30 protein-coding genes are annotated in these 26,490 nt (G+C 68.5%); 9 read left to right on the top strand and 21 right to left on the bottom strand.

The features are described 5' to 3' along the window. Positions 1–152: 152 nt before the first annotated feature. Positions 153–779, bottom strand: a complete 627-nt coding sequence (locus AB0O24_RS11550; protein ID WP_275797549.1) for a DUF1684 domain-containing protein — start codon at positions 777–779, stop codon at positions 153–155. A gap of 215 nt (positions 780–994) precedes the next feature. On the opposite strand from AB0O24_RS11550, the gene ligD reads away from it, so the two are divergent. Further along, on the top strand, positions 995–2,020 hold the full coding sequence (gene ligD / locus AB0O24_RS11555; protein ID WP_275797551.1) for a non-homologous end-joining DNA ligase: 1,026 nt from the start codon (positions 995–997) through the stop codon (positions 2,018–2,020). Positions 2,021–2,307: 287 nt separating this feature from the next. Here ligD and AB0O24_RS11560 read toward each other — a convergent pair whose 3' ends face one another. The 3 genes from AB0O24_RS11560 to AB0O24_RS11570 form a co-directional block, all read right to left on the bottom strand. Next, positions 2,308–3,351, bottom strand: a complete 1,044-nt coding sequence (locus AB0O24_RS11560) for an ATP-dependent DNA ligase (protein WP_275797552.1) — start codon at positions 3,349–3,351, stop codon at positions 2,308–2,310. Between the two features lie 4 nt (positions 3,352–3,355). Then, positions 3,356–4,534 carry an AI-2E family transporter gene (locus tag AB0O24_RS11565; protein WP_275797554.1) on the bottom strand — a complete coding sequence of 393 codons (1,179 nt, stop codon included), beginning with the start codon at positions 4,532–4,534 and terminating at the stop codon, positions 3,356–3,358. A 91-nt stretch (positions 4,535–4,625) separates the two neighbouring features. Further along, positions 4,626–5,885 carry an acyl-CoA dehydrogenase family protein gene (locus AB0O24_RS11570; protein WP_363374974.1) on the bottom strand — a complete coding sequence of 420 codons (1,260 nt, stop codon included), beginning with the start codon at positions 5,883–5,885 and terminating at the stop codon, positions 4,626–4,628. A 221-nt stretch (positions 5,886–6,106) separates the two neighbouring features. Between AB0O24_RS11570 and AB0O24_RS11575 the strand changes: the two genes are divergently transcribed. Next, positions 6,107–6,649, top strand: a complete 543-nt coding sequence (locus AB0O24_RS11575) for a YbaK/EbsC family protein (RefSeq protein WP_363374977.1) — start codon at positions 6,107–6,109, stop codon at positions 6,647–6,649. Positions 6,650–6,781: 132 nt separating this feature from the next. Here the strand turns inward: AB0O24_RS11575 and AB0O24_RS11580 are convergent, their stop codons facing one another. The 9 genes from AB0O24_RS11580 to AB0O24_RS11620 form a co-directional block, all read right to left on the bottom strand. Next, the gene (locus AB0O24_RS11580; RefSeq protein ID WP_307382603.1) at positions 6,782–7,450 is read right to left on the bottom strand and encodes a TetR/AcrR family transcriptional regulator; all 669 of its coding nucleotides are present in this window, start codon (positions 7,448–7,450) and stop codon (positions 6,782–6,784) included. A 112-nt stretch (positions 7,451–7,562) separates the two neighbouring features. Further along, positions 7,563–9,269, bottom strand: coding sequence for a S8 family serine peptidase (locus AB0O24_RS11585; RefSeq protein ID WP_363374979.1), 1,707 nt, complete (start codon positions 9,267–9,269; stop codon positions 7,563–7,565). 134 nt (positions 9,270–9,403) lie between these two features. Then, complete coding sequence (locus AB0O24_RS11590; RefSeq protein WP_058630286.1) at positions 9,404–10,036, bottom strand: LysE family translocator; 633 nt, start codon at positions 10,034–10,036, stop codon at positions 9,404–9,406. A 212-nt stretch (positions 10,037–10,248) separates the two neighbouring features. After that, entirely contained in the window at positions 10,249–11,814 is a 1,566-nt protein-coding gene (locus AB0O24_RS11595) for an FAD-dependent oxidoreductase (RefSeq protein ID WP_363374982.1), read from the bottom strand. Continuing rightward, positions 11,807–14,011: a molybdopterin oxidoreductase family protein gene (locus AB0O24_RS11600; protein WP_363374984.1), complete on the bottom strand. Its 2,205-nt coding sequence runs from the start codon at positions 14,009–14,011 to the stop codon at positions 11,807–11,809. Before AB0O24_RS11600 ends, AB0O24_RS11595 begins: the two co-directional genes overlap by 8 nt. A 4-nt stretch (positions 14,012–14,015) precedes the next feature. Then, positions 14,016–15,338: an MFS transporter gene (locus AB0O24_RS11605; protein WP_363375124.1), complete on the bottom strand. Its 1,323-nt coding sequence runs from the start codon at positions 15,336–15,338 to the stop codon at positions 14,016–14,018. 400 nt (positions 15,339–15,738) lie between these two features. After that, on the bottom strand, positions 15,739–17,145 hold the full coding sequence (locus AB0O24_RS11610; protein WP_363374987.1) for a hypothetical protein: 1,407 nt from the start codon (positions 17,143–17,145) through the stop codon (positions 15,739–15,741). Continuing rightward, positions 17,142–17,714, bottom strand: coding sequence for a hypothetical protein (locus AB0O24_RS11615; protein WP_363374990.1), 573 nt, complete (start codon positions 17,712–17,714; stop codon positions 17,142–17,144). The genes AB0O24_RS11610 and AB0O24_RS11615 overlap by 4 nt, the downstream gene beginning before the upstream one ends. A gap of 645 nt (positions 17,715–18,359) precedes the next feature. Further along, on the bottom strand, positions 18,360–18,542 hold the full coding sequence (locus AB0O24_RS11620) for a hypothetical protein (protein ID WP_363374992.1): 183 nt from the start codon (positions 18,540–18,542) through the stop codon (positions 18,360–18,362). 146 nt (positions 18,543–18,688) lie between these two features. Between AB0O24_RS11620 and AB0O24_RS11625 the strand changes: the two genes are divergently transcribed. After that, positions 18,689–19,783 (top strand): epoxide hydrolase family protein, encoded by a 1,095-nt coding sequence (locus AB0O24_RS11625; RefSeq protein WP_363374995.1) that lies wholly within the window; start codon positions 18,689–18,691, stop codon positions 19,781–19,783. Positions 19,784–19,880: 97 nt separating this feature from the next. On the opposite strand, the gene AB0O24_RS11630 is transcribed toward AB0O24_RS11625, so the two are convergent. The 5 genes from AB0O24_RS11630 to AB0O24_RS11650 all read right to left on the bottom strand — a co-directional run bounded on the left by AB0O24_RS11630 (position 19,881) and on the right by AB0O24_RS11650 (position 22,492). Next, positions 19,881–20,249: a hypothetical protein gene (locus AB0O24_RS11630; protein ID WP_363374998.1), complete on the bottom strand. Its 369-nt coding sequence runs from the start codon at positions 20,247–20,249 to the stop codon at positions 19,881–19,883. An 87-nt stretch (positions 20,250–20,336) separates the two neighbouring features. Next, on the bottom strand, positions 20,337–20,807 hold the full coding sequence (locus AB0O24_RS11635; RefSeq protein ID WP_363375000.1) for a hypothetical protein: 471 nt from the start codon (positions 20,805–20,807) through the stop codon (positions 20,337–20,339). A 153-nt stretch (positions 20,808–20,960) separates the two neighbouring features. Beyond that, positions 20,961–21,383: a Rid family hydrolase gene (locus tag AB0O24_RS11640; RefSeq protein ID WP_363375003.1), complete on the bottom strand. Its 423-nt coding sequence runs from the start codon at positions 21,381–21,383 to the stop codon at positions 20,961–20,963. A gap of 23 nt (positions 21,384–21,406) precedes the next feature. Beyond that, on the bottom strand, positions 21,407–21,859 hold the full coding sequence (locus tag AB0O24_RS11645) for a GNAT family N-acetyltransferase (protein ID WP_307382585.1): 453 nt from the start codon (positions 21,857–21,859) through the stop codon (positions 21,407–21,409). Between the two features lie 186 nt (positions 21,860–22,045). Then, positions 22,046–22,492, bottom strand: coding sequence for a hypothetical protein (locus AB0O24_RS11650; RefSeq protein WP_363375005.1), 447 nt, complete (start codon positions 22,490–22,492; stop codon positions 22,046–22,048). 92 nt (positions 22,493–22,584) lie between these two features. Between AB0O24_RS11650 and AB0O24_RS11655 the strand changes: the two genes are divergently transcribed. The 3 genes from AB0O24_RS11655 to AB0O24_RS11665 all read left to right on the top strand — a co-directional run bounded on the left by AB0O24_RS11655 (position 22,585) and on the right by AB0O24_RS11665 (position 24,100). Next, complete coding sequence (locus tag AB0O24_RS11655; RefSeq protein WP_363375008.1) at positions 22,585–23,133, top strand: helix-turn-helix domain-containing protein; 549 nt, start codon at positions 22,585–22,587, stop codon at positions 23,131–23,133. A gap of 3 nt (positions 23,134–23,136) precedes the next feature. Continuing rightward, entirely contained in the window at positions 23,137–23,592 is a 456-nt protein-coding gene (locus AB0O24_RS11660; protein ID WP_363375011.1) for a PIN domain-containing protein, read from the top strand. Between the two features lie 250 nt (positions 23,593–23,842). Then, the gene (locus AB0O24_RS11665; RefSeq protein WP_363375012.1) at positions 23,843–24,100 is read left to right on the top strand and encodes a nuclease; all 258 of its coding nucleotides are present in this window, start codon (positions 23,843–23,845) and stop codon (positions 24,098–24,100) included. 7 nt (positions 24,101–24,107) lie between these two features. Here the strand turns inward: AB0O24_RS11665 and AB0O24_RS11670 are convergent, their stop codons facing one another. Further along, positions 24,108–24,509, bottom strand: a complete 402-nt coding sequence (locus AB0O24_RS11670; RefSeq protein ID WP_307382574.1) for an aldehyde dehydrogenase — start codon at positions 24,507–24,509, stop codon at positions 24,108–24,110. Between the two features lie 336 nt (positions 24,510–24,845). Here AB0O24_RS11670 and AB0O24_RS11675 point away from each other — a divergent pair, with 336 nt between their 5' ends. After that, positions 24,846–25,133, top strand: a complete 288-nt coding sequence (locus AB0O24_RS11675; RefSeq protein WP_363375015.1) for a transcriptional regulator — start codon at positions 24,846–24,848, stop codon at positions 25,131–25,133. 38 nt (positions 25,134–25,171) lie between these two features. Next, positions 25,172–25,438, top strand: coding sequence for a LysE family transporter (locus AB0O24_RS11680; protein ID WP_275801260.1), 267 nt, complete (start codon positions 25,172–25,174; stop codon positions 25,436–25,438). A gap of 71 nt (positions 25,439–25,509) precedes the next feature. On the opposite strand, the gene AB0O24_RS11685 is transcribed toward AB0O24_RS11680, so the two are convergent. Together AB0O24_RS11685 and AB0O24_RS11690 are read right to left on the bottom strand one after the other, a co-directional pair. Further along, a complete protein-coding gene (locus AB0O24_RS11685) occupies positions 25,510–25,719 on the bottom strand; it encodes a DUF1653 domain-containing protein (RefSeq protein ID WP_275801262.1) in 210 nt (69 codons plus the stop codon). Positions 25,720–25,796: 77 nt separating this feature from the next. Further along, positions 25,797–26,249, bottom strand: a complete 453-nt coding sequence (locus tag AB0O24_RS11690) for a hypothetical protein (protein WP_307382569.1) — start codon at positions 26,247–26,249, stop codon at positions 25,797–25,799. Between the two features lie 29 nt (positions 26,250–26,278). Between AB0O24_RS11690 and AB0O24_RS11695 the strand changes: the two genes are divergently transcribed. Next, positions 26,279–26,482 (top strand): hypothetical protein, encoded by a 204-nt coding sequence (locus AB0O24_RS11695; RefSeq protein WP_275801266.1) that lies wholly within the window; start codon positions 26,279–26,281, stop codon positions 26,480–26,482. Positions 26,483–26,490: the final 8 nt, after the last annotated feature.

The raw sequence follows: 26,490 nt of genomic DNA on the forward strand, positions 1-26,490 counted from the left end.
GCCGTTCGAGCCTCGCGCGCCCGAGCGCCGCGTGCGAAACTCCTGAGCTTCCGCGCACTAGCGGTTTCGGCGTGCGGTTTCATCCGCGCGAGGGCCCATTCCTCAGGAGTTTCGCCCGCGTGCGGATGCCGCGGGCTCGGGCGTCGGAGCCGTCAGACCCCGTACAGCTCGCCGACGGGGACGGCGACCGGCAGGACGTTGCCCGCCGGCGCGAGCGGGCACGCCCACATCGGGTCGTACGCGCACGAGGGGTTGTACGCGAAGTTGAAGTCGATCACGAGCGTCTCCGGGGTCGCGCCCCGGCCGAGGTCGGCGCCCTTGATTGTGTCGATGAGGTAGCGGCCACCGCCGTAGGTGCCGCTAGGGCGTCCGGCGGCGGCATCGCGAACGGGGATGAACAAGCCCCCGCCGTACGAGGTCAGCCGCCACACGTCGAGAGATCCCGTGTCCGGTAGTTCGACGCGGCCGATGCGTTCGAAGCCGACTTCGCCGTCGGTTCCGGTCGTGGCGACGAACGACGCTTCGTCGGCGTCGAGCAGCGGTACGTCGAACCGCCACGCCGTGTCGTAGGGCGCGAGCGGGAGACCCGTGAACGCCTCACGCTGCTCGGGGAGCAGAGGCGTCGCGGGATGCCCGGCGAAGAGTGCGTCGCGCTCGATACGCCAGAGCTCGTGCGCCTCCTCGGGGTCATCCGCCTCGCGCACGGCGTCGTAGAGGGCGAACACGCGGCGACGCCAGTCGGCGATCTCGAGGGCGGTGCGGGCGGCAGCGGAGGTCATCGTTCGAGCGTACGGGCGGCCGGATGCCACGGCTCGGGGTGGACAGCGGGCGGCTGCCGTGATGCTCGGGGCCTCCCTGCCCCGGGGCCCGGCTGCACCTCGAGCGCGAAAGCAGGAGTGCGCATGGTCCGCGCCTCGGCTCGAGCGAGGGAACGCGACGACCACGCACCGCAACGGGGCAGACACGAGCCCTGCCCGCGCACTAGCGTCGGGGCATGGCATCCCCTCGCATCACCCTGACCGCGCCGGGCCCGCACGGGGACCGGGAGATCGGGCTGTCGAGTCCCGACCGGGTGCTGTGGCCCGAAGTGGGCATCACCAAGCGCGAGTTGGCCGAGTACTTCCTCGCCGTCGCCGATCCGTTCCTCGCGGCCAACGGGAATCGCCCTGTCTCGCTCGAACGCTTTCCCGAGGGCATCGGCGGTGAGAGTTTCTTCTCGAAGAACCCGCCGAAGGGGGCCCCCGATTTCGTGGAGGCGGTCACCGTCACGTACAACAGCGGGCGGCGGCATCCGCAGCTCATCGTCACCGAGATCGGCACCGCCGTCTGGGCGGCGCAGATGAACACGATCGTCTTCCATCCGTGGGCGTCGCTCGCGAGCGACCCCGATCACCCCGTCGAACTCCGCATCGACCTCGATCCGCAGCCGGGCACCGGCATCTCCGAGGCCGTGACCGCCGCGCTTGAGCTGCGCGCCGTGCTGCGCGAGGCGGGTCTCGAGGCCTGGATCAAGACGAGCGGCAACCGCGGCCTGCACGTGTTCTGCCCGATCGAGCCGACGCACGAGTTCCTCGACGTTCGGCACGCGGTGATCGCCGCGGCCCGGGAGCTGGAGCGGCGGATGCCGGATGCCGTGACCACCAATTGGTGGAAAGAGGAGCGGGGGCAACGCATCTTCGTCGACTTCAACCAGGCGAACCGCGACCGCACGATGGCGGGGGCGTACTCGCCGCGCGCCCTGCCCGCCGCGACCGTGTCGACTCCGATCGGATGGGACGAGCTCGACGGTCTCGACCCGAGCGCATTCACGGTGCGGACAATTCCCGACCGGTTGGCATCCGTCGGCGACCCGTGGGCTGACTTCGCGGCGAATCCCGGCCGCATCGACACGCTGTTGGAGTGGTGGGAGCGCGATCTCGACAACGGCTTGGGCGAGCTGCCGTTCCCTCCGGAGTTCCCGAAGATGCCTGGCGAGCCGCCGCGTGTGCAGCCGTCGCGCGCGAAGGCACCCGAGGCGTGATCCTCGACCGGTGACCTCCCGGGGTGGCGCCGGCCGAGACCTCTCCGGCGGCACCCGCACCGCAGCCCCGGGCCGCGACCGGTCCGGCCGTGACCCCCTCAGCGTGCCCCGCCCCCCGCGGGGCTTTGAAGCCCTCCCTGGTCACAACGAGGGCCCGTGAACTGCGCCGAATGCACGCTGGCGGGCGCTCGGCGCATGCATTCGGCGCACGTCAGCGTTCGTCGGCGACGTGCGGGGACCCATGCCAAGGGGCGGGGCGGCGGGGCGACGGTTGCCGCGCGGCGGGCTCAGTCGAGCACGCCGCCCAGGTCGTACGCGCTCACGGTTTCGAGCTGCGCGAACGTGCACGATTGCGCGTCGCGGTCGGGGCGCCACCGCTCGAACTGCACGGTGTGGCGAAAGCGCATGCCCTCGAGCTGGTCGTAGCGCACCTCGAGCACGCGCTCGGGGCGTAACCGGACGAACGACACATCTCTGGATGCCGAGAACCGCGAGCGATCGGTCTCTCCGACGACCGCTTCGCCGTCGGCATCCCGCTCGACCAAGGGGGCGAGCTCGTCGATCAGCTCGAGACGACGCTTGTCGGTCCAGGCGGATACGCCGCCGACGCCATGGAGTCGACCCTCGTCGTCGTAGAGCCCGACGAGGAGCGAGCCGACGCCCTGACCCGACTTGTGGATGCGATACCCCAGCGCGACCACGTCAGCCGTGCGGGCGTGCTTGATCTTGAACATCGTGCGCTTGTTCGGGGCGTATGGCTGGGCGAGGGGCTTGGCGACGACACCGTCGAGCCCGGCGCCCTCGAACTCCGCCAGCCAGCGACGGGCGAGGTCGGGGTCGTCGGTCGTCCGCGTGACGTGAACCGGGTGAGGAACCGCGCCGAGCAGATCTTCGAGCTGGGCCCGCCGCTCGGAGAAGGGCTCGGACTGTAGATCGCGGTCGCCGCGCGCGAGCAGGTCGAACGCGATGAACATGGCCGGGGTCTCTTGCGAGAGCATCGTCACGCGGGACGCGGCGGGGTGGATGCGCTGCGACAGTGCCTCCCAGTCGAGGCGCTGCGCGCCGGGCTCGCCGCGCGCGACGACCACCTCGCCGTCGATCAGGCAGGGCTCGGGCAGGATCTCGGCGAAGGCCGCGACGAGCTCGGGGAAGTACCGTGTGAGAGGCTTCGCGCCGCGGCTGCCGATCTCGACGTCGGTGCCGTCCCACGACACGAGCGCCCGGAAGCCGTCCCATTTGGGCTCGTAGCTGAACCCGCCCTCGACCTTGCTGTGGTCGGGGATCGCCGGTACGGCCTTCGCCAGCATCGGCGCCGGGATCTCGTACGGCATGGTGTCAGTCCGAGCTCTCGTCACCGGCCAGGGGGACCGGGTTCCGGCGCTTCTTGCGGCGCGCCCACTCGGCAGGTTCGTCGGGGCCGTTCCAGACGGTGATGATGCCCCACGCGACGGCGGTGAGCGGCACCGCGAGAAGGGTGCCCAGGATGCCGCCGATCGCGGTTCCACCGGCGAGCACGACCAGCACGACGAAGGAGTGCAGCTTCATCGTGCGCCCCATGAGGACGGGCTGGAGGAAGTTGCCCTCGAGCTGGTTCACGAGCACGACCACGCCGACGACGATCAGCGCGACGATCGGACCGTTCGTGACGAGAGCGACGAGCGCGGCGAGGATGCCCGCGGTCACCGCACCGACGATCGGGATGAACGCGAGCAGGAAGACGAGAACGGCGAGGGGAAGGGCCAGCGGTACCTGCAGGATCAACAGACCGATGTAGATCCCGATCGCGTCGACGGCGGCGACGGAGGCCGTGCCGCGGACGTAAGAGCCGAGAACCGTGACGGTCTTGTCGCCGATACGGCGCGCGCGGTCGTAGTGGCTACCGTGGAACGGCCGCAGGACGAACTCCCACATGCGCGGACCGTCCTTCAGGAAGAAGAACAGGATGACGACCATCAGCACGAAACCGGTGACGAACGACGCGATCGCGCTCACACCGGCCAGGGCGCCCGTACCGAACTGCGAGCTCGTGACGAAGTCTTGGATGCCCTGAACGACCTGGTTGACCTGGTCGGGCGAGACCGCGAACGGCAGGGTGTGGTACCAGTCCTGAGCCTGCTCGAAACCCTTCGTCGCCTGCGACGACAGGTAATCCCACTGGTTGATGACCGCGTTGACGACGAGCCAGCCGAGCGCGGTGAGGACGACGACGACGGCGAGGAGGGTCAGCAGCGTCGCGAGGACCGAGGGCACGCCTTTCTTGCGCATCCACATCGTCACGGGCCCGAACGCGGAGGCGAAGATGAGGGCAAGGATCAGGGGGATGATGACGAGCGTCACCTGCTGGATGCCCCAGATCAGCCCCGCCACGAGGATTGCCACGACGATGATCTGCACCGCCCGCACGGCGAGGCGTCCGAAGCCGTCGGCCCACAGGCTCTTCGGCGGCGGCTCGACCGCTGCCGCAGCGGAGGCGATGGCGTCGCGAGGCGCGGGATGACGAGAGAACAGGCCCATGCGACGACGTTAGCGGGAGCCACCGACATGGCCCGCGCGGCTTGCGCGGGTCGCGATCGCGGATTAGGCGCCGGGCGCCCGGCATCCGGGGTCAGACGAACGCGCTCATCCCGGTGATGTCGCGACCGAGGAGGAGCGCCTGGACGCTCTCGGTGCCCTCGTACGTGTGGATGGCCTCGATATCGGCCATGTGCTGCATGACCCCGTTCTCGAGCAGGATGCCATTGCCGCCGAGCAGGTCGCGAGCGATCGCCGCCACGCGGCGGGCGGCTCGCGTGTTGTGGTACTTCGCGAGCGATGCCTGCGTAGGGCGCAGGCCGCCCGAGGCTTCGAGGTCGGCGAGGCGGCGGCAGTACAGCTGCATCGCGGTGAGTTCGTCGAGCATCTGCGTGAGGCGTTCCTGCACCATCTGGAACTTCGCGAGGGGCTTCCCGAACTGCATGCGTTCGGTGGCATACGTTCGTGCGATCTCGTAGCACGCTGTCGCGTGACCCAGGGCCGACCACGCGACCCCTGACCGTGTGGCGAACAGCACGGTCGACGCGTCCTTGAAGGTGTGAGTGCCGGGGAGGACGGCATCCGGAGCCAGGCGCACGTCGTCCATGGCGATGTGGGCCTGATGGATGCCACGGAGCGACACCTTGCCGGTGATGACGGTGCCCGTGTATCCCGGGGTGTCCTGCTCCACGAGGAAGCAGCGCACCTTGCCGTGATCTTCGTCACCCTCGGCGTCGACGCGGGCCCAGACGAACGTGATGCCGCCGGACGCGCCGTTTCCGATCCACTTCTTCGTGCCGCTGAGCGACCACCCACCGGTCCCTGAGCCTGTCGAAGGGACGCGGGTTGCGGTGGTCTCGAGCGAGACCGAGTCGGAGCCGTGGTCGGGCTCGGTCAGCGCGAACGCGCCGAGCACCGTGCCGTCGGCGAGGGGCTTCAGCCAGCGTTCCTGCTGCTCGGGGGACCCGAAGAGGGCGAGGGTGCGGAGCGCTAAACCGCCCTGCACCGCGAGGGCCGTGGCGAGCGAGCCGTCGTGGCGTGACACCTCCATGTTCACCAGGCCGGCGGCGAGGGGCGAGGAGTCCGGCAGGTCGGGGTGCTCGATGCCGTCGGTGAACAGCTCGAGTTCGCCCATGCGCCGGAGAAGCTCGACGGGGTAGGTCGCGGCATCCCACTCGCCCTGCATGCGCGTGCCGACCTCGTCGCAGAAGGCCTTCGCGCGATCCCAGACCGCGCGGTCGGCCTCGGGGATGTCGGCGAACACGCCGTAGTAGTCGGTGTCGCGGCGGCCGAGCAGATCGTAGTGCGAGACGCGCTCGCCGGGGAGCGTACGGGCATCGGCATCGATGGTCATGGTTCCCAGTATCGTTCATGTTGGTACTGAGTGTCACGCGCGGGATGTTGTGCCGCGTGGCGAGGATCTCGCCCCATCGGGCTGCGGAGGTCGCTGAGTGTCCAGAACACCCGGACGCCCTCGCGCCCGGCTCCGGGTGTTTCGGACATTCACATGCCTCGGAGTGCGGCGAGGGCGGCATCACGCGGGGAAGAGAGGGCGTTCCGGGTAGGGTCGCGAGGGTGAGCGCGCTGACCTTCCTCCCTGCGACAGAGCATCCTGATCTGCTGGCCGCGCCCGTCGCCGTCGCGATCGCGGCGATGGATGCCACGACCGCCGCGCGCATCGACGTGGCGGCCGTCGACCCGGCGCTGGCCGACACCGCCGCGTTCTGCGAGTCCTACGGTCAGAGCCTGGACATCTCGGCGAACTGCCTGGTCGTGCAGGGGACCCGCGGCGGCGTCACCTCGACGGCGGCCTGTCTCGCCCTGGCGACGACCCGCCTCGACGTCAACGGCGCGGTGCGGCGCCTGCTCGACGCGCGCAAGGCGACATTCGCCCCGATGGACGACGCCGTCGCGCAGACCGGCATGGAGTACGGCGGCATCACGCCGCTCGGCATCCCTTCCGAGTGGCGCCTGCTGCTCGACGCGCGCGTGGCGGCGCTGCCGCGGGCGATCGTCGGCGCCGGGATCCGCGGCGCAAAGTTGTTCCTCCCCGGTGAGGTCTTGGCATCCCTCCCCGGCGCCGAGGTGATCGAGGACCTCGCGAAGCCCCTCGCCTGACATCGCGGCCCTGCCGCCCGTGCCGCGGCGGGGTTCCTCCGGCGCGTGCGGAGTTGAGTGTCCAGGACACGCCGCAACATACGCGTCCCTTACGGCGTGTTTTGGACACTCAACGCCAGGGGAACGAGCGCGCTACTCGCCGAGCGAGGCGCGGAGGCGCCGCGTCACCTCGGCCGCGGGCATGCGGCGGGGGAAGGCCGCGACGATGAGGTCGTCGCCGGCCGCGTCGTCGCCGGCGGGGTGCACCCCGTAGCGGCGGAGCACGTCGTCGAGAGCGCGACGGAGAACGGATGCCGGCACCCGAGCGCCCCGCATGAGCCGGCGCAGCACGTGGTTGTGCACCGCGGTGACCAGGGCCGCGAAGCCGACGGCATCCAGGGGGTCGAGCCCGGGGAGCGCTTCGCGCAGGTACTCGTCGAAGAGGCGCTCGTAGCGGAACACCGTGATGATCTCGCGGTCGCGCAGTCCCGGAACCTGACGCACGATCGCGTAGCGGCGCCGCGCGAGCTCGGGGTCGGCCGCGAAGTGCCGGAACACCCGCACCGACGCTTCGCACACCGCCGCCCACGGGTCGTCATGCGGCTGGGCGAGGTACGCCCGTGTCTCGGCGAGCAGAACTTCGTGATCAGCGAAGACGACGTCTTCTTTGCCGCCGAACTGCCGGAAGAACGTCGAGCGCGACACCCCCGCGGCCTGCGCGATCTGCTCGACCGAGGTCTGGTCGTACCCGCGCTCGGCGAACAGGTCGATGGCCGCGGCCACCACGGCCGTGCGGCTCGAGGGGGCAGCGGCGTCACTCACCCTCGAAGCCTAACGGCGCGGGGTCTCAGCGTCGCCGCGACCGCACGCGCACGACCATGACCACCACAGCTCCCACGATGAGGAGCAGGATCGCCCCGATGGCGAGCGGCAGTCATGCCGAGGCATCCATTCCGCTGTTGGCGAGGCGCGACGGACCGGCGGCGACGGGCGTCGTCGCGGATGCCGACGGCGACGGGGAGTTCGTCGGGGAGGCAGTGGGGGTCGGGGTGGGGCTCGGGCTCGGGGTCGGCACGGGAGGAAGCGCCGCAAGAGCCGCTTCCGCGTTGATGAGTCCCGCGCCGACCGAGTTCTCGACGGAGACGAAGTCGTTCGGTGCGTCCATCGGCGTGGCCGTCGAGGTGAGGAGGGCGCGCAGGCCCTCCTGGCCGACGTCCGGCGTCTTCGACAGCACCAGCGCGGCGACGCCGGCGGCGGTGGGGGCTGCGGCCGAGGTTCCGACGAACGTCTTCACGGCTGGATCGTCGGTGGGGATTCCCAGGACCGAGTTGCGCGCGCGGTCGACCGAGATCACGTCGGGTCGGCTCACCACGGGCCGCGGCTCGAGGATCGCCGACGGCGGGTCGGCGGTGGCCGATCCGAACGCCCAGACGACGGGGCCGTAGCTCGAGAAGTACTCCACCTCGGTGGGATCGTCTACCGGGGACGCGCCGATGGAGAGAGCCGCGGGGTCGCCGTTGTGCCCGGTGTTGGTCCGCCCGATGATGTCGTCGCCCGCCGAGCGCCAATACTCGGCCGACCGGAGGGAAGCGCCCTGGCCGAAGATGACCGAGATGGGTGGGAGGGGCAGGGAGGTGTCGGCATCCGGAATCACGATGCGCGCGACCGAGATCTCGACCTCCGTCGGGGTCGCGGACGCGGGGAGCGTGACGGTGAAGCCGGGAGTGCCGTCGAGCATCCGGGTCGCGGGAGTCGCGAGGATCTCGCCGTCGACCGTCACGATCGGGACCAGCAGGCCGCTGACTCGGCCGAGCGGCTCTCCCCACTGCACGTCGACGGGGGTGCTGTCACCGGCGCCGACGGTGTAGCAGAGGGTGGCATCCGTGCCCTCGCCGGGGTCGACGTCGAGGCAGTCGACGGGGGTGTCCCAGCCCTGTGCCTCGGCGCCCGTCACGATGTCGTCGGGGCAGGCCATCGGGCGGTAGGTGGGGGTTTCCCAGCCGTTGATGGGGGATGTTTCTTGACCCGGGCGGGGATCCCGAGCGAGCGCCGTCGAGTTTCCGGCGGCCGAGAAGTACGCCACGCCCGCTTCGTTCGCCCGCGCGATCGCCTCGCCGACGGGGGAGCGCTGGAAGACGGGCTCGTTCTTGGGTTCGACGTCGTCCACGATGATGTCCGCCCCGTCGGCCACGAGCATCTCGATCGCTTCGATGACGGATGCCGCGTGCCCCTCGTCAACGGAGGCGAAAGCGAGCTCGGCACCCGGTGCGATGCCGTGCACGAGCTGGACCATCGCGCGACCTTCGTCCGTGCCCTCGGCGGCTTCACGCACGACGTGGACGGGGGTCTCGTGTCCGCAGGGGTTCCCCGGGCCGGGGAGGAGTCCGTTCGCGATGTCGTCGGCGACGGTCGCGCCGAGAGCCGAGGTGCGGCCGAAGGAGTCGGAGATGACGCCGACCTTCACGCCCGTACCGTCGACACCGAAGGCTTCGCGCGCGATGTCGGCGCGTAGGGGCGCGTCGGCATCGACGGGGATGGTGCGGCAGGATTCCGGCGCGGCGGGTGGGGCGGCGAGAGCCGCGGGGGCGACCCCGCCGGTGATGAGGATGAGAGCGAGGGCGAAACCGACGGACGTACGCAAGGCGGGGGACTCCTGGTCGATGACGCCGTCGGCCGGGTGGCTCGGCGGTGGCTCGAGGAGCCGACGAGCCTCATCCTATGGTCTGCACTCAGCTAACGCACAGGTTTCTCGCGAGCTCGAGACCGCGGACTCGTTCAGCTCTTCGCGCCCGTGAAGGCGAGAGCCCCGCCGAGGCCGATCATCATCACGCCGCCCGTTCCCGACAGCGTCGAGATCCGCTTCGGAGACCGGGCGAACCAGGTGCGCGCCGTGCCCGCGGCGAGGGCCCACACGCTGTCGCACGTCAGGGCCATCAGCTGGAACATCAGCCCGAGGATGAGCAACTGCAACCACACCGCACCGGCGTGCGGGGCGACGAACTGGGGCAGCACGGCGACGAAGAAGGCGATCGTCTTGGGGTTGGTGAGGCCCACGACGAATCCCTGGCGCAGCAGCGTCCACGACGAGGTGGGGCCGCGGGTGGCGCCGGCGACGTGGGCGTGGCGGTGGCGGATGGCCTGGATGCCGAGCCACACGAGGTAGATCGCCCCGACGATCTTCAGCACGGTGAACGCGACGATCGAGGAGGCCACGATCGCGCCGACACCGAAAGCGACGGCGAGTACCGCGGGAACCGTGCCGAGGGCATTGCCGACGACGCTGAGGACACCCGCACGGCGGCCGAGGGCGATGGAACGTCCGATGACGAACAGCACGCTGGGCCCCGGGATGACGATGATGACGACGGATGCCGCCACGAAGGCCAGCATGTTCTCGATCGGAGGCATGCGTGCAGCGTACTGCTTTCGCGTTTCGCGGACGTCCGTTCGGGGCGTCGGCGGGCGTGAGTTGCCCGTCTTTGTCGCTCTGTGGGCGCTCGAGCGGCAAAGTGCGGCAAGTCATGCGGTGTCGCGCGGGTGGGGGAGGCGTCGTTTGCCGCTATTTGTCGCTTCGGGGGCGGCTCGGGCGGCAAAGTGCGGCACGTCACGCCGGGCACGCTCTACGCCGGCACCGACTCCCGCGCCAGCAGCTCGCTGATCCGCCCCACGCAGCCGCCGCAGCCGGTGCCCGCGCGGGTCGCGGCCTTCACGCACGCGACCGTCGGCTCTCCGGCAGCGACGGCCTCGCGGATCGCCCCGGCGCTCACGCCGTTGCACCAGCACACGGTGGCATCCGCGGCGAAGGGGTCGGCGACGACGGCCATCCCGGCGTCGGGGGCGTCGAGGCGGAGCAGCGACGAGCGGTCGGCCGGAAGCTCCGAGCCACGCTCGAACAGCAGGGTCAGTTCGGCGCCGGTGCGCGGCATCCCGACCGCGACGAAGCCGGTGAGCACGCCCTCGACGGTGACGAGTTTGACGTAGGCGCCGCGCGCGGGGTCGGCCCAGAGGGTGACTTGGGGGCCGTGGCATCCGGGAGCGTGCGAGAAGGGGTCGGCGTCGACCGCGCCGCCGGCCACCACATCGACCCCTTCGGCCTTGAGCATGACGACACCGGGGCGTTCGACGGGCGCCGGTTCGGCGACCCCCGATGACAGCAGCGCAGCGAGGCGGTCGGCCTGGCGCCAGCCCGGTCCGACGAGTCCGCTCGGGCCGCCCGGGACGCGGCCGTGGGCGTCGGCATCAGCGGGGTCGGCGACGTGCGCGCAGTCGCCGATCGCGAAGACGTTCGGGTCGGTCCACGAGCGTGACGAGCCGTCGACGAGGATGCCGGTCGAGGTGGCGAGGCCGGCGAGGGATGCCACTTCCGTCCGCGCCGCAACCCCGCACGACAGCACGAGCAGGTCTCCCGCGAGCACCTTGCCGTCGGCGCAGACGAGGCCGTCGAACCACGCGTGCCCGTGGTCGTCGTATCGGAGGAGGATGCTCTCGGCGCGCGCGTGGTGCGCCATCTCGACGCCGACGGCGGTGGCTGCGGCGGCCAGGACTCGTCCGCCGTTCTCATCGAGCGTGCGGTTCATGGGAGCTGCGGAGTGGTACGCCACGACGACGTCCGCCCCGGCCTCGGCCGCCGCGAGGGCGAGCTCCATGCCGAGCACTCCCGCGCCGAGGACGACGATCCGCTGCCCGGCGGAGACGGCCGCGCGCACGTGTTCCGCGTCGGCGAGGTCGCGCAATGCGACGACACCGCGCGGGAGCGGCGCGCCGCCGAAGTCGAGTTCCGCGGGGGAGGCTGAAACGGAAGCCCGATCGCGCCGCGCGCGCTCCATACCGGCGAGCGTCGGGACGTTCGCGCGGGCGCCGGTCGCGAGCACGAGCCGGTCGTAATCGAAACGGATGCCATCGTGCAGGCGCACCGAACGGCGGTGACGGTCGACGCCCACCACCGTGGCGCCGAGCACGAACCGCACGCCGGCCTCTTCGGCGACGCGCCGGTCGTCCATGTCGAGGCCGGCTCGGTCGGTGCGGCCGACTGCGTACTCGGCGAGCAGGACGCGGTTGTAGACGTCGTGGGGTTCGGCGCCGACGACCGTGAGGTCGATGCGCCCGTCGCGCACCGCGGGCAGCAGCCCGTCGATCAGCCGCGCCCCGACGGGGCCGTAGCCCACCAGCACCACACGCTCAGACATGGGTTCCCTCCTCGGTGCGGGTGGACGCCCCGTCGCGGCCCGGCACGTGCTCGCTCGGCCCGCCCGCAGCGGAGACCCCTGCCCGCTCGACGCCCGGATGCTCCGACACCACCACGGGCCCGTGCTCGAGCGCCGGCACGGGCATAGCGGCATCCGGAGCCACCCGCACCTGCGTGCGCTTGAACTCCGGCATCGCCGAGGTCGGGTCGACGAGCGCCTCGGTCAGGCGGTTCGCGCACTCCTCGCCGGCGTAGTGGAACGGCAGGAAGACGGTGTCGTGACGGATGTCGGTCGTCACCGTCGCGCGCGCCCGCACCGTGCCGCGCTCGTTCGAGACGGCGACGAGCGCGTCTTCCCGGATGCCGAGCCGCGACGCCGTCGCCGGATGGATCTCGAGCCGCGCCTCGGGGCGGGCGCCGTTCAGCTCGGCCACGCGCCGGGTCTGCGTGCCCGACTGGTACTGCTGCAGGTAGCGGCCGGTGACGAGGGTCAGCTCGCCGCCGCGGTCGGTGGGCGCCGGGGGAGTGGCATCCACCGGCACGAGACGAGCGCGGCCGTCGGCGTGCGCGAAACGCTCGGTGAACGGACGCGGGGTGCCCTCGGCGCGGTACGGCCAGTACGCCTCGATGCCCGTGTCGAGCAGGGCGTGCGACAGGCCCGAGTAGTCGGCGACGCCGCCCTCGGAGGCGCGGGCGAGTTCGTCGAACACCTCGGACGGAACCGTCGACCAGGTGGATGCCGCGCCCAGCCGCCGCGCGATCTCGGCCATGATCCAGAGCTCGCTGCGGGCGCCCTCGGGCCCGGGCAGCGCTTGGCGACGGCGGATCACCCGACCCTCGAGCGAGGTCATCGTGCCCTCCTCCTCGGCCCACTGCAGCACGGGGAGCACGATGTCGGCGAGCTCCGCCGTCTCGCTGAGGAAGAAGTCGCAGACGATGAGGGTGTCGAGGGCGTTGAGTCCCTTGCGGACGGCCTCGACGTCCGGTGCCGACACCACGACATTCGACCCGGCGACCAACAGCGTCTTCACCGGCCCGCCCAGTTCACCGAGGAGGGCGGTGGCCGGGATGCCGGCATCCGGGATCGCGTCCGGGTCGACGCCCCACACCCCGGCGACGTGCCGACGGGCTTCGGGGTCGCGGATGGAGCGGTATCCGGGCAGTTGGTCGGCCTTCTGGCCGTGCTCGCGGCCGCCCTGGCCGTTGCCCTGGCCCGTGAGGGTGCCGTAGCCCGAGCCCTCGCGTCCGACGAGGCCGAGCACGAGCGCGAAGTTGATCGCAGCGGTCGCGGTGGCGGTGCCGTCGACGTGCTGCTCGACGCCGCGCCCGGTGAGGATGTAGGCGCGGCCCGCGGCGAGGCGGCGGGCGGTCTCGCGGAGTTGCGCCACGGGCACGCCGGTCGTTGAGGATGTCCGCTCGGGCCACCACGCGGCGACCGATCTCCGAACAGCATCGAACCCCGTCGTGCGCTCGTCTATATAGGCGCGGTCGGCGAGGCCTTCGGCGATGGCGATGTGTGTGAGGCCGAGCAGGAGCGTCAGGTCGGTGCCGGGCGCCGCCTGCAGGTGGGTGCCCGCGCCGTCGTCGGTGAGACGCGCGGTGGCCGACCGGCGCGGGTCGACGACGATGAGTCCGCCCGCGGCGCGCGCTCCGGCGAGGTGCGCGAGGAACGGCGGCATGGTCGCGGCGACGTTCGAGCCGAGCAGCAGGATCGTCTGGGCGTCGTCGAGGTCGGTGACGGGGAAGGGCAGGCCGCGGTCCATCCCGAAGGCCCGATTGGATGCCGCGGCCGCGGACGACATGCAGAACCGGCCGTTGTAGTCGATGCGCGAGGTGCCGAGCGCGACGCGGGCGAACTTGCCGAGCTGGTACGCCTTCTCGTTGGTGAGTCCGCCGCCGCCGAAGATCGCGTTGGCGTCGGGCCCGTGGACCTCGCGCGTCGAGCGGAACGCCGCGGCCACGGCATCCAGTGCCTCCTCCCAGGTGACCTCGGCGAGGGTTCCGTCGGAGCGCCGCATCAGCGGCATCCGGAGTCTGTGGGGGGAGGCCAAGAGCTCCGCCGACGTCCAGCCCTTGGCGCAGAGTCCTCCCCGGTTGGTGGGGAAGTCGCGGCCGGTGACCGTCGTGTGGCCCGCGTGGCTGACGGTCATGGCGCACTGCAGTGCGCAGTAGGGGCAGTGGGTGTCGGCGGAGCTCATGGGGTCAGATCCGCGTTCCGGTCTTCTTCGACATCCGCAGGTAGACGCCCGCGGTGAGGGCGAGGAACGCGACGTACGCGAGGGCGAACCAGCCGAGGGCGGGGGTGTACGAGCCGAACGTCGTCTTCGAGAAGCCGAGCAGCTGCGGGATGAAGAAGCCGCCGTACGCGCCGATCGCCGAGATGAGGCCGAGGGCCGCGGCCGCCTTGCGCTGCGCGCCGATGCCACCGTTGGCCTTGAGGGCGAAGATCGTCGGGATCATGCGGTACGTCGAGCCGTTGCCGATGCCCGCCGCCGCGAACAGCACGAGGAAGCACAGCAGGAAGATCGCGAAGTTCTGCATCGGCAGGGTGAGGATCACACTCAGGATGCCGAGCCCCATCACCGTGAAGGCGCCGATCGTGATGACGGTGCCGCCGAAGCGGTCGGCGAGCTTGCCGCCGTAGGGGCGGGCGAGCGAGCCGACGAGAGCACCCATGAAGGCGAGGGTGACGGTGGCGGTGCCGATCACGATTCCCTTGAAGTCGGGGAACGTGTCGGCGAGGAGCTTCGGGAAGACGCCCGCGAAGCCGATGAACGAGCCGAAGGTGCCGATGTAGAGCAGCGAGAGCACCCACATGTGCGGCTCTTTGAGAGCGGCGAGGGATGCCGTGATGTCGGCCTTCGCGGCGGAGAGGTTATCCATGCGCAAGTAGGCGCCGACCATCGCGACGAGGATCAGCGGCACCCAGATGAGGCCCGCGAGCGGCAGGTTGAGGGTCGCCGCGGCACCGACGGTGATGACGATGGGGACGACGAACTGCGCGACCGAGGCGCCGAGGTTGCCGCCGGCGGCGTTGAGTCCGAGGGCGTATCCCTTCTGCGCGGCCGGGTAGAAGAACGTGATGTTCGACATCGAGCTGGCGAAGTTGCCGCCGCCGAAGCCGGCGAACGCGGCGATGAGGAGCAGGAGGCCGAAGGGGGTCGCGGGGTTCGACACCGCGATGGCGAGGCCGATGCTCGGGATGAGCAGGAGGCCTGCCGAGACGATCGTCCAGTTGCGGCCGCCGAAGCGCGGGACCATGAACGTGTAGGGGATGCGCAGCGTCGCGCCCACGAGGCTCGGCATGGAGATGAGCCAGAAGATCTCACCGGTCGAGAGCTGGAAGCCCGCCGCCGGCAGCGACACGACGACGACCGACCACAGCTGCCAGACGACGAACCCGAGGAACTCGGCGAAGATCGACCACCGCAGGTTGCGAGAGGCGATGGCCTTGCCTTCTTTGGCCCACTGGGTGGGGTTCTCGGGGTTCCAGTTGTCGATCCAGCGGCCGGGGCGGCGGGTCAGGGTTGCGTCGGCCTGGGCTGTTTCTGCAGGCGTTGCGGCCGCGGGCGGCGTTGCGGTTTCGGGGCGCGGGTCGGTGACGGTCACGGGGTCCTCCATGGGCGATGCGGGGGAGGTGCAGCGCTCCGCATGGGCGGGGCGTGCCGTCAGCGTAGGGAGGAGGGGTTTCCCGGGAGGGCGTCGGGAGGGGCGGGGGAGTAACGATGTGCTCACCCGCGGAGGGGGTGGGGGAGAGGGGGAGTTTACGTGGGCGTTACATGCGGGGCGTGACGCCCTTTCACGCGTCCACCCCCCAGCACTCGCTGGAGGCGGGGCGTTAGATAGTCACGGGCCGAACCCGTCCATCCCAGCCCCCGCAGGTAATCGGCCACAATCCTTCGCGGTTGCTCGGTCGCGCGTCGGGCTACTCGTCTACGTCCTCCGGTTCTATGGCAGCCGGAGCGAATAGCGAGTCGACAGCCTCATCGGTAAGGGAGTCGCGAAAGTTCAGAACCTGGAGTGACACACGCGCGAGATCCGTGATTGAAGCGCCAGCCCCAGCAATAACGAGGGCGTTGTCAAACTTCACCTCAATCTCGGTGGTGCCTTCTCCCTCGGGCGCGCTCGTCCGGAGCACGACTTCGTTGACCACGTACGAGTCGTCCAGGCTGTCCGTGACCTTCTCGATGTCGGTGCGGATATCCGGGCTGCGTTCCGCGTTCAGGATTACGGAGCGAGTGATTCCGCGGAGGTCAATGCGCGCCAGCTTGTCTGAGGCAACTGCCCCCTTGATAAGGTCCCACGTCGCGCTCGACGTACCGTCCCTGCCCTTACTCGCCAGCTGCCCATTATGGGCGAGTGAGAGGCGTTGCTCGCCGATGTCGATGCCCAGCGCGCCCCCGTTACGGAACGACCAGAAGTCGGACCGAAGCGTGTATGTGTCGTCGCCTTCGATAGGCGTGGCCAAGCCCACATAAGCCCACTTCGCGCTCCACCGGCGCGCATTTGCAGCGACGAGCGGAGACAGGTCCAGGTCGGCGAGGTCCGCGCGGATGTTCTCCAGTTCGGCGAAGGTCACGTAGTCGCCGAGGTGACGCCAGAACTCGGTGTTCGCGATCGCGGCATCCTGCCCGAGAAGCCATGGAACCAGGTGGCGAAGCTCAGCAACCGACAGCTTCCCGCCAACGAGCGGGCTGTCGCCGTCTTTCGGGATCGAGAATGACGGATTCAGCGCAAGCGCGATGAGCTGAGCTGTGCGAGTGATGCGGGCGGCTGCGTCCTCGCTGAAGCTTTCGCTGATGAGGAGCTCGCGGCCTTGGGGCTCAGCGTGCGCTGTGTCAACGAGCGACGAGGCGCGATCCTGGTCGATCAGGCCGCGCCCTCCTCGAATGAAGTTGGCGCGTACTAGATCAGCCAGCGGGCTGTCGCCTCGGCTGTCGCCGCTGATCACATCGACGGCGGTTGGATCGGTGACCAGAGTGCGAGCGCTCGTCGTCGACTCTCGAAGCTTAGTCTCGGCCTGGCGATCGTCGCTTTCCCGCGTGTCGAGCGACATGAGCACAGGGTGGTCATCCGCCAGGTAGTTGATGTCGTCGGCGTCGAGGACTGATTGATAGCTGTGACGTAGGAATATAGCGCGGCTCGCTCGCTCCTTCGGCCATTTGAGGACCAGATCCGGAATCGCTGAATGGTTGAAGTAGGTGGTGTCTTCAACGACAACAGAGGAGTCGAGAGTCTTGAGTTCGGACAAAACCGCTGTCTTCACTCTTGCCACGAACTCCTCAGCGTCGCGAGTGTCCTTCGCAGCATTCAGCGTTTCGACAAAGGTCACAGCGTCGGTTCCTTCCGCTTCAGTGTGGGCATGACTAGCAGTACTTCGTCGTGGGTGAGGCTGATTTCGAGTTGCCGCTGATTCATGACGAGCACCCAGATGCGTTGGGCGACGAGTCGCACAAGATCCTCGTCGATGGCGACACCGCCCAACACACCTGGGTACTTATTCAGCGCCGTCTTGACTTCGGCCGGAGTCGCGAGCTTGCCCCATCCGCCCTGATTGAAGGGGTGGGTGCTAACCCACATGAACTCGGCCTTCTGATCCTTCGTGGTCTGAATTCGCTTCGCGGTGGCGCTGTATGCGTTAGCGAGGAACGCCTGAAAGTCGCTGTACAGCCGAGACGTGTTGGTGTCGTCCTTGTTCTCGACGTAAATGGGTCGACGGTTCGGACCGAGCATGAATCCGAACATGTCAAATGTCTTCGTGCCTGACAGGAGTTCCAGTTCGCACATGCCCTCGTCTTCATATGCGTTGAACTGGAGTTCGACGTACGTAGTAGCCTCCAGCCACCGCTTGGTATGCGCGACTCCCCGGCGCCCCTTTTCCTGTGTCGCCTCTGCTGACATGGGCTCACCATATCGGGACGAATGTTGTTAGCCCCGGAAGACGCGCACGCGCCATTCGGGCGCTTGCCCGAGTGGAAAACGCGGCTAGCCGCGCCCGTGAGTGGGAGGTGTCGGGTTCTCGCGCAGATCCACGAAGACCGCTTCGACGTCAGCGCGTGGGGGCGGGAACGTCGGGCGCTGGTTCTCCGTAACTAGTTCTATCTCCTTGTTGGGTCGCCCGAACCGAAAAGCCCGGTGAAGACCACCTCCACGTCGGGGCGAATAGGCTCGGACTTGGGGGGCGTCGGTGAAGTCCTCTTGTCGTCGCTCATCGGGCACGCCTGAGTTTCCCGGGCTCGGTTGCCATTACCTCGCGGAACACCACCTCAACATAGGGGCGTGAGGGTGCTGGCTCGGGCGGCGAGTTCTCGTTGTCGACCAATGCCGTCGAAGTTGGCCGTGCAACAGCTCGAGAAGGTCGGGAAGGAAGGCGAAGCGGCAAAGGTTGACCAGGTGTTCGAATCTCGCGAGGACGCCGACGACGCTTCCCGATTGCCCTAAATAACCCCGTCCTTGACGCTCCGCGGCATCGTCCTGGTCACGAAAGAACCCCGGAGTCCGAGAGTGGGTTCCGGGGTTCTTAGGGCGCGGGAGAGGCGCGGAGCGTCAGCGGCCCGGCTTTTGCGCGTCGCGCTTCTCGATGCTCTTCCAGGGACCCTCAGACACCTTCGAGTCGATGTAGTTCGCGTCGCCGTCGTACTTATCCCAGCGTTCGGTGCGCTCGTTGTACGTCTGGTACCGGTCAGTGACCTGACCCTTCCAGTACCCTTCGTTCGTCTGTTTAGCCATGTTGTCCCCCCGGACCTCAAGTCGGATGCTGAGTGAAATTTACACCGGGGCAACGACATTGTGGCGGATCATTCAAGCAGACGGCGCGGTCAAGCAGCATCGGTGAACTCATCGCCGTCGCGCACCCCGAAGCATGATTGAAAGCTTTGTCCAACCCGCCCGTCGAACAGCTGCGACCGAAAGTGCTTCGCGGCTGGGTCCACGAACACCAACTCCGGCTCGTCCTCCGGCTCGACGAAGTCCCGCCCCACCTGCCCCAGCGAACAGGGTACGACTGGCGGCCGTTCGAGCGCCGGCTAAACGAGATCGGCCAGTTCCGCACGCTCATCGACGGGCTCGGCATCCATTTCCTCCACCGCCGTTCGCCGCGGTCGGATGCCACCCCGCTCGTCCTGACCCACGGCTGGCCGGGGAGCGTCGCCGAGTTCGTCGACATCATCGACGAGCTCTCTGAGCCTCAGGATGCCGCGGCCCCGGCGTTCCATGTCGTCGCGCCGTCGCTGCCGGGGTACGGGTACTCCGACAAGACCGACGACGAGGGGTGGGGTACCGAGCGCATTGCGGCTGCGTGGGTCCAGCTCATGAGCAGGCTCGGGTACGGCCGCTTCCTTGCTCACGGGGGCGACTGGGGTGGACCGATCACCATCGCGCTCGGTGGTCGGTTTCCGGCGCACGTCATCGGCATCCACACGACGACCCCGATCGCGCCGCCCGGGCTGAGCCTCGATGTGCTCGACGCCACCGAACGGCAGTGGGTTGAGCACACCCGCGCCTTCGAGAGGAACCGTCTCGCTTATGCGAGGGTCATGGCGACCTCGCCGCAGACGATCGGCTACTCGCTGGTCGATTCGCCCGTCGGGCTGCTCGCGTGGATCCTCGAGAAGTTCTTCGAGTGGAGCGACACGGTCGACTCGCCGTTCGAGACCATTTCGCGCGACCGCTTCCTCGACAACGTGACCCTGTACTGGCTCACCGCGACCGGCGCGTCAGCGGCGCGGATCTACTTCGAGAGTCACCAGTCGCTCGACCCCGACCTGCGGGTGACGGTGCCTGCGGCCCTCACGACCTACGCGCACGACATCGAGAAGCATCCGCGGCCCTGGGCGGAGGAACGGTTCCGCTACATCGTGCGATGGCGGGCGCCGGAGGCAGGTGGCCACTTTCCCGCGCTCGAGATGCCGGGGGAGTTCGTGCGCGATCTGCGGGAGGGGTTGGCGGCTGTGCTGGCGGCGTCGAGGTGAGGCAGCATTGGCGTGATCACGCCGGATCCGGGTCAGGCATCCCAATCTCGATCACGAGTTGTCGGCGCGGCATGCTGGCGGCGAGCCTCGCCGTACGTCACTGCGCCCACCGCTCCCGCTCCGGCACGGGATCCCACGACCACGCGTTTTCGGCCCCCGCCTCGACCGGCTTGTACATGGGTTGGCCCCGGATGCACAGCCCGTAAAACCAGGTGGTCCCGCATACCTCGCACCTGGCGAACAGTACGATCGTGAACTTCAGATCCGACCTGGCCAACGGCATCATGTCGCGGAGGGGGACGTCGGCGCGCAGAACGCTCATCCGCCCGTCGTCCAGCCGCTCGGCGAGGCGGTCTTCGGTCGGCTCGATATCGATGACGCGCCTGCCGTAGAAGTCTCGATAGACCGCGACGGAGGTGCAGACGTCGCAGCGGGGGAGCGCCGTCTGCGGCTCACGCTGGGTCATCAGCCCATTTTGCCGGTTCTTCGGGGATGGATGATCGCCTATCCCGTGCTCCACCGGCGCTGCCTGCGGGCGGGCACTCCGCCCCCGTCACGAGGGCACGCGCGTCCCGACGCCGTCTGAAACCTGGCGAAAACGCCGCGCCGTGAGCACGAGCACCCCGAGACCGCCGGTGATCCCCACCCAGACGATGAGGAGCCCGGTGGCTATCGGCGCGGTCAACGGCAGGACGGAGAAGACGCGTTCCGCGTCGATGGAGCCGGAGTTTGGGACCCAGGTCGCTCCAGCGGTGAGGAGGAGGTAGGCGATGGCCGTTGACGTGAGCCAGGCGCCTCGCATCCGTCGGCCGCGATGCAGCACCGTCATGGTCCCGCCCACAAGGCCGGCGACGACGGCGATACTCACCGCTGCGAGCACCACCCATGGCATCGACGAAGCCACGAAGCCACCCATCACGTCGCGGCAGAAGAATGCCCTGTTGCCGCCCCAGCTGGTGCCCGAATGATGACATTCTGCGCCGATAAAGACGGTGTAGAAAAGGACGGTTGCGCCACCCGCCACCAGCGCGCCCAGGCTGAGGACGAGCCAGCCCCAGCCGTAGCCCGACCGCGGCCATCGCCCCTTTCGCCATTCCCCACGTTGTCAGTGTGGCATTCCCGGAGGCGGATGACCGAGTGCGCTCCTGATGCTGAGGCCTCGACGGGCACGGCGCCGTCAGTCGAGCGGAGCGGGGTCGACGACCGCCGCAACAGCCTCGATCTCGACGAGCTGGTCGTCGTACCCGAGCACGGTGACGCCGAGGAGCGTGCTCGGAACGTCGTGCTCACCGAAGGCGTCCCGGACGACCTCCCATGCCGTCACCAGGTCGGCTTGGCGCGTCGAGGCGACGAGGACTCGCGTGCTGATGACATCCGTGATCTCCGCGCCGGCTTCGCGGAGCGCGATCGACATGTTCTCGACACACTTCGCCGCCTGGGCGGCGTAGTCGCCGACGCCTGCGGTCGTGCCGTCGAGGTTCAGTGGGCAGGAACCGGCGAGGAAGATCAGCCGCGCGTCGGCGGGAGCGGTGGCGGCGTAGGCGTACTCCGCGCTGCCGGAGAGCGCGCTCGAACGGATGAGCGTGACGGCGGTGGGCATCTTCTGACCTTTCGGGGGTGGGTTCAGATGTTGCGGGCCATCAGCACGATGGCGGCGTCGAGAGTCTCGGGGTCGGCGACGAATCCGACCGATTCGTACAGTCGGCGGGCTGGGGCATTGGATGCCAAGACCCCCAACTGCACGCGCGAAACGCCCTGTGCGCGTGCGTAGTCCAAGGTGAGAAGAAGAAGGCGGCGTCCCCACCCCTGGCCGCGGACGCTCGGAGCGACGATCAGACGGCCGATGCGCAGAGCATCCTCGAGCGGAGTGAACTGCACGTGGCCGACGGGTTCGCCCTCGCTCGTGTCCAGCATCCACGCGCTCGCGCCGGGCCGTTTGTGCAGATCATCGAGGTCGCTCGGCAGGAAAGGCCAGTTCACCCACGGGCCGGCGAACGCGAAGAGGGCCTCGGCGTTGGGAACCCAGCTCGCGACAACGGGGAGGTCTGCGTTCGTCCGGGGGCGTAACGATGGCACACGCTCACAGTAATCAGCGTCCAGACGCCGCCGCTGCTCTGGCCGCGTCGGCGGAGTGGCGTCGACTTCACGCCGGGTTCTTCGGACTCCGCGCGGTCCACATGCATCGTCCGAATGTCAAAAACACCGGAAGATGGGAGCGAGAGTCGCGCTAGACACCGCTGCGTACAGAACGAGTCTCATTGATCACGTTCCGTCTGTCGACGGCTCCTCGGCGGCGATGGGGCGCCCGCGCATAGCCGTCGAGATGATCAGAGCGCCGCTGGTGACGGACGCGGCGATCAGCGCCGACCCGATCAAGATGGCGGCGAGGAGCGACTGCCGAAGGCGCGCGCTCTCGCAGATCGACGCGTCGTACACCACTCCTTCGCACGCCCCAGGCGGAACCGTGCTCCCGAAGAGAGTGATTCCGACGACGATGGTGATCGCACACGCGGCGAACGCGACCAGAGCAGGAATCACACGCATGAGGAGCTCACGTTGAGCTTGTACGACAGCGTCCTCGGGCAAGGCGCTGCAGACGAACGTATCGATCCGGCGGCCCTCGTCCACGAACGTGTTGTGCGGGTGAATTCGTGGGCGCGCGAGGGTCTGGATGACGACGCCGAGCGGTTCCGCGCTTCGCAATTTCACCGTGATCATCGCCGCCCTGCGCGGAGGGGCGAGCACGCGGGCCGTGGCTGCGCGAAGGGTGCGTTCGCCGTCCACGGCATGGAACGGGCGCGATGGGCGTATTGAACGAATTGGGCGATTTGCGCGATAATGGATTCATGTCTGAGCATGCGCGTTCGTCCCGTCACGCACAGGTCGTCGAGCCACCGCATGACCTCGACGAGATGATGAGGCTGGCCAACTTCTTGGAGCAGCATTCTGCTCCGGCCGTGCTGGTCGGCCCGGACGGAGAGCAGGTTCCTCTTCCGCTTCCTGTGTACGAAGCGCTCAAGCGTGTTGTCGCTGCGATGGAACGGGGTGCGTCTGTCAGCCTGGAGCCGATCGATCGCCAGCTCACGACCCAGCAGGCGGCGACGCTCCTTGGGATCAGTCGCAACACACTGGTGCGGCTCTTGGACGAACACGAGCTTCCGTTCGAGCGGCTCGGCGAGTCCCGGCATCGCAGGCTGAGGCTTCACGACGTGCTCGCGTATCGCGACCGTAAGCGAGAGGAACGGCGGAGCCGTCTAGACGAGATGACCCGTCAGGCGAACGACGACGGCCTCTATGAAGCCAGTGCGACGGACTACGCAGAGGCACTGCGGCGCGCACGAAGGCAGTGACCAGTGACTCGTTTCACGGCATTCCTTGATGCGTGCGTTCTCGTGCCCATCGCTCCTTGCGACACTCTTCTGCGTATGGCTGATTGCGGAGCCTTTCGTCCGCTCTGGTCGGAGGCGGTTGAGGAGGAGGCTCTGCGAGCTCTGTGCGAGATCCATCCGGACATCGATCCCAGCCGGTTCTACAGCCGGTTTCGGAGCATGAACGAGGCGTTCGAAGACGCGCGCGTATCGGGATGGGAGCCGCTCGTCGAGGGGCTCGAACTGCTCGACCCGAATGACCGCCATGTTCTCGCGGCCGCGATCCGTGGGAGGGCAGATGTCATCGTGACGGAGAACGTGCGCGACTTTCCCACGACGGCGCTCGCGCCGCTCGGACTGGAAGCCGTGCGGCTCGACGATTTCCTGCTGTCGCAGTTCGATCTCAGCGTGACCGTGACCGTGCAGCTCATCGAAGATTAGGCGCGCGCGATGGGCAGACCCCCAGTCACGAAAGACGGACTGCTGGAACGGCTCGCGCGCGGCGGGGCACCTCGATTCGCTGATGCGGTCTCGGCCGTGTTGGCTTCCTCGAGAGCTTCGACGGGGGACATCGAAGAACCCGGTCTGTAGCTGAACCTGAGGTGTTACGCCCCACTACGTCCCAGATCGCCCACCGCCACGGCATCCCGTAGCTTCATCTCACCAACCCCCTCCGAAGGCAGGTGAAGCCATGTCCCGCACGATCTCGTCGACAGTCCACCCGATCCAGCGCTGCATGGCAGCCTCGAACCCCTCCGCGTGGTGGGACGGTCTCGTGGTCGACGCCGATGGCGCGACGATCACCGTCGCCCTGCTGAACGGTGCGACGGTGGAACTGCGGGTCGTGGGACCCGCAGTCGACATCGCGGCGGGGGAGCCGGTGGCCTACCACCCGGTCGCGGAACTCCTCAACGCGGCGACGGTCATCACGACCGCTCGCGTCGCCTGAACCGGAACTACGCGCTCATCGAGGCCATCATGGCCTCGCACTTCATGACCATGTCGTCGCAGGCCATGGCGCAGTAGCGGCACATCTCGTCCATGTCGGCGTGGGCGCGACACTCGGCGGCGCAGGCCTTGCCCATGGTCATGCAGGCGGTCATCATGGCGCTCATCACGTCCATGTTCATGCCAGCCGGACGCATCATCATGTGCATCGTCGCCTGAGCCATCTCGACCATGTTCGAGCACATGGCGCAGCACGTCGCCATCTCGGGGCCGTGCATCATGTCGCTGCCGGCGCACATCGCCGCGGCCATCGCGCACGCGTTCAGGGACTGCATGCATTCCTGCATGGCATCCGTGTCCATGGTCATCTCGCCCATGTCCATCGACTTCATCATGGCCATCGTGTCCATTGCTTCTCCCGAGTGCTCGTTGTGACGGAGGGACCGGATGCCGCGGAGGACCCGGCGTACTCGAATGCTACGCCGAGGGTGTCGGGGCTCGACAGGGCTCTGGGGAGGTTGATCAGTTGCTCACGGCGGCTGAGAGGGAGCGGGCGTCGGCGCATCCAACTCTCGCCACGTCATGAGTCGGCCGAGTCGGTGCTCGGCGCGGCGGCCTGGTGGGTGCGGGGTGAAGTTTCTCGAGTAATGGCATGCCTACGTGCTTCTGGGTGTGCAATGGTGCGCACGAAACCCGAAAGGACGAAGCCAATGACGTCAGTCAGCGCAAGACGCAACCCCGGCCCAATGACGATCGCGGTCGCGACCATTGCGGCCGCCACCGCAGTCCTTGTGCTTGCTGCGACGACCGCCGCGTTCTTCTTTGCGGCTGAGTCTGCGCGCTACGCGGCGGGCGATGTCGTGATGCCTGTCGACCTCTTGGGCCTTCCTCTCTTCGAAGGCTTCCGGAACGCTGGTCGACTCGGAGTGCATGCGGAATGGGGCGTCCCGGTCATGGCTCTGATGTTCGTGGCTGCGGTGGCCACATTGACGGTCTTGCGCCGCCGGGAACGGCATCGCCGTCTGAGCAGGTGAAGCCGTCCGGCGTGGAGGTGAAGCGGTGCTGCACGCGAATGTCTCAGAAGGTGGATCCGATCTTCTTCTTCGCCTTCCTCCCGCAGTTCGTTCCTGCGGGCGAAGCCAACGGCACCTGGCACATGGTCTCGCTCAGCCTCGTGTTCATGGCGCTGACGTTCGTCGTGTTCGCGCTCTACGGCGTCTTCGCCGCGACGATGCGCAACCAGGTCATCACGCACCCGAAGGTCATGGCGTGGCTTCGCCGCACGTTCGCGGCGACGTATGTTCTGCTCGCCGGACGGCTCGCTTTCGAAGCTCGCTGATCTCTCGACAGAGGTCGCACGACCCCGCGTACATACCGAGTTCCGCGCCCGCCCCATCGGCAAGTCGAGAGCTACACGATGCGGCGGAACCTCGGCCCCGAGTACCCATCCCGCTCGACGGCGCCCGTGAACATCTCCACCGGACGCACCCAGTACGAGTAATCGTCGTAGAGCTTGCGGTACGAGACGAAGACCTCCTCGGTCTCGGAATGCCTCGCGGTGCCGAACACCTCGTAGCGCTGACCCTTGAAGTGCTCGTAGATGCCGGGTTCGATGGTCATAGGACGTCCTTTCGTGGGAGCCGCGCGGGGCATGCGTCGACGCGCTGGCGTGGGTGCAACGGCATCCGCGTTCCCACTCACCCGGCGGTCGGGCGGAGGCTCGCGTCGAGTCCGGCGATCGTGGTGTCGACGACGAAGTCGTAGTACGCCCACCGCGTCTGCACGGCCGTCTGCCCGCCCTCGGCGAAGGGGCCGATGATCTCCCGCCCGAGATCGTGGGCGTGAGGGGATGCCGTCGGCATCCTGCGGAACTCGTCCATCATGGTCGCGTGGTCGCGGGGGCCGTCGCCCTCGTGCTGCAGGCGATCGTCGTTGAGCGAGACGGTGAGCATGGCGTTGTTGAAGAGGGCGGCGTAGGCGAAACTGGTGCGCGCTCCGAAGCCGCTCTCGGACAGGACAGCCGTGCCCGCCTCGAGGATGGGGAGAGCGGCGGTCACGGTCGGCCCGTGCATCAGCATCCATTTCGCCGTGCCCGGGTACGTAGCCACGAGGCGTCCTGCGGTGTGCAGCAGCGTGCGGAACCAGAACATCGAGGTCATCCTCGCTGCGAGAAGCGCCTATGACGACGCGCGACGCGCGTGAATCGGCGCGTCGCAGCGGCATCCACCGGCCTCGAAGCTCCGTCGCCGTCGCGCGGTCCCGCCGTCAGCGGTTGCGCAGCGTCATGGCCAGGGTGGCCGCGGTGATCACCGCGATGCCGTGGAACACGACACCCACGGCGAAGAAGGTCTTCGCCGAACGGGGGCTGCTCCCGGCCGTTTAGGCTGAGAA

The organism is Microbacterium sp. NPDC086615, from assembly GCF_040686055.1.
Lineage (GTDB): Bacteria > Actinomycetota > Actinomycetes > Actinomycetales > Microbacteriaceae > Microbacterium.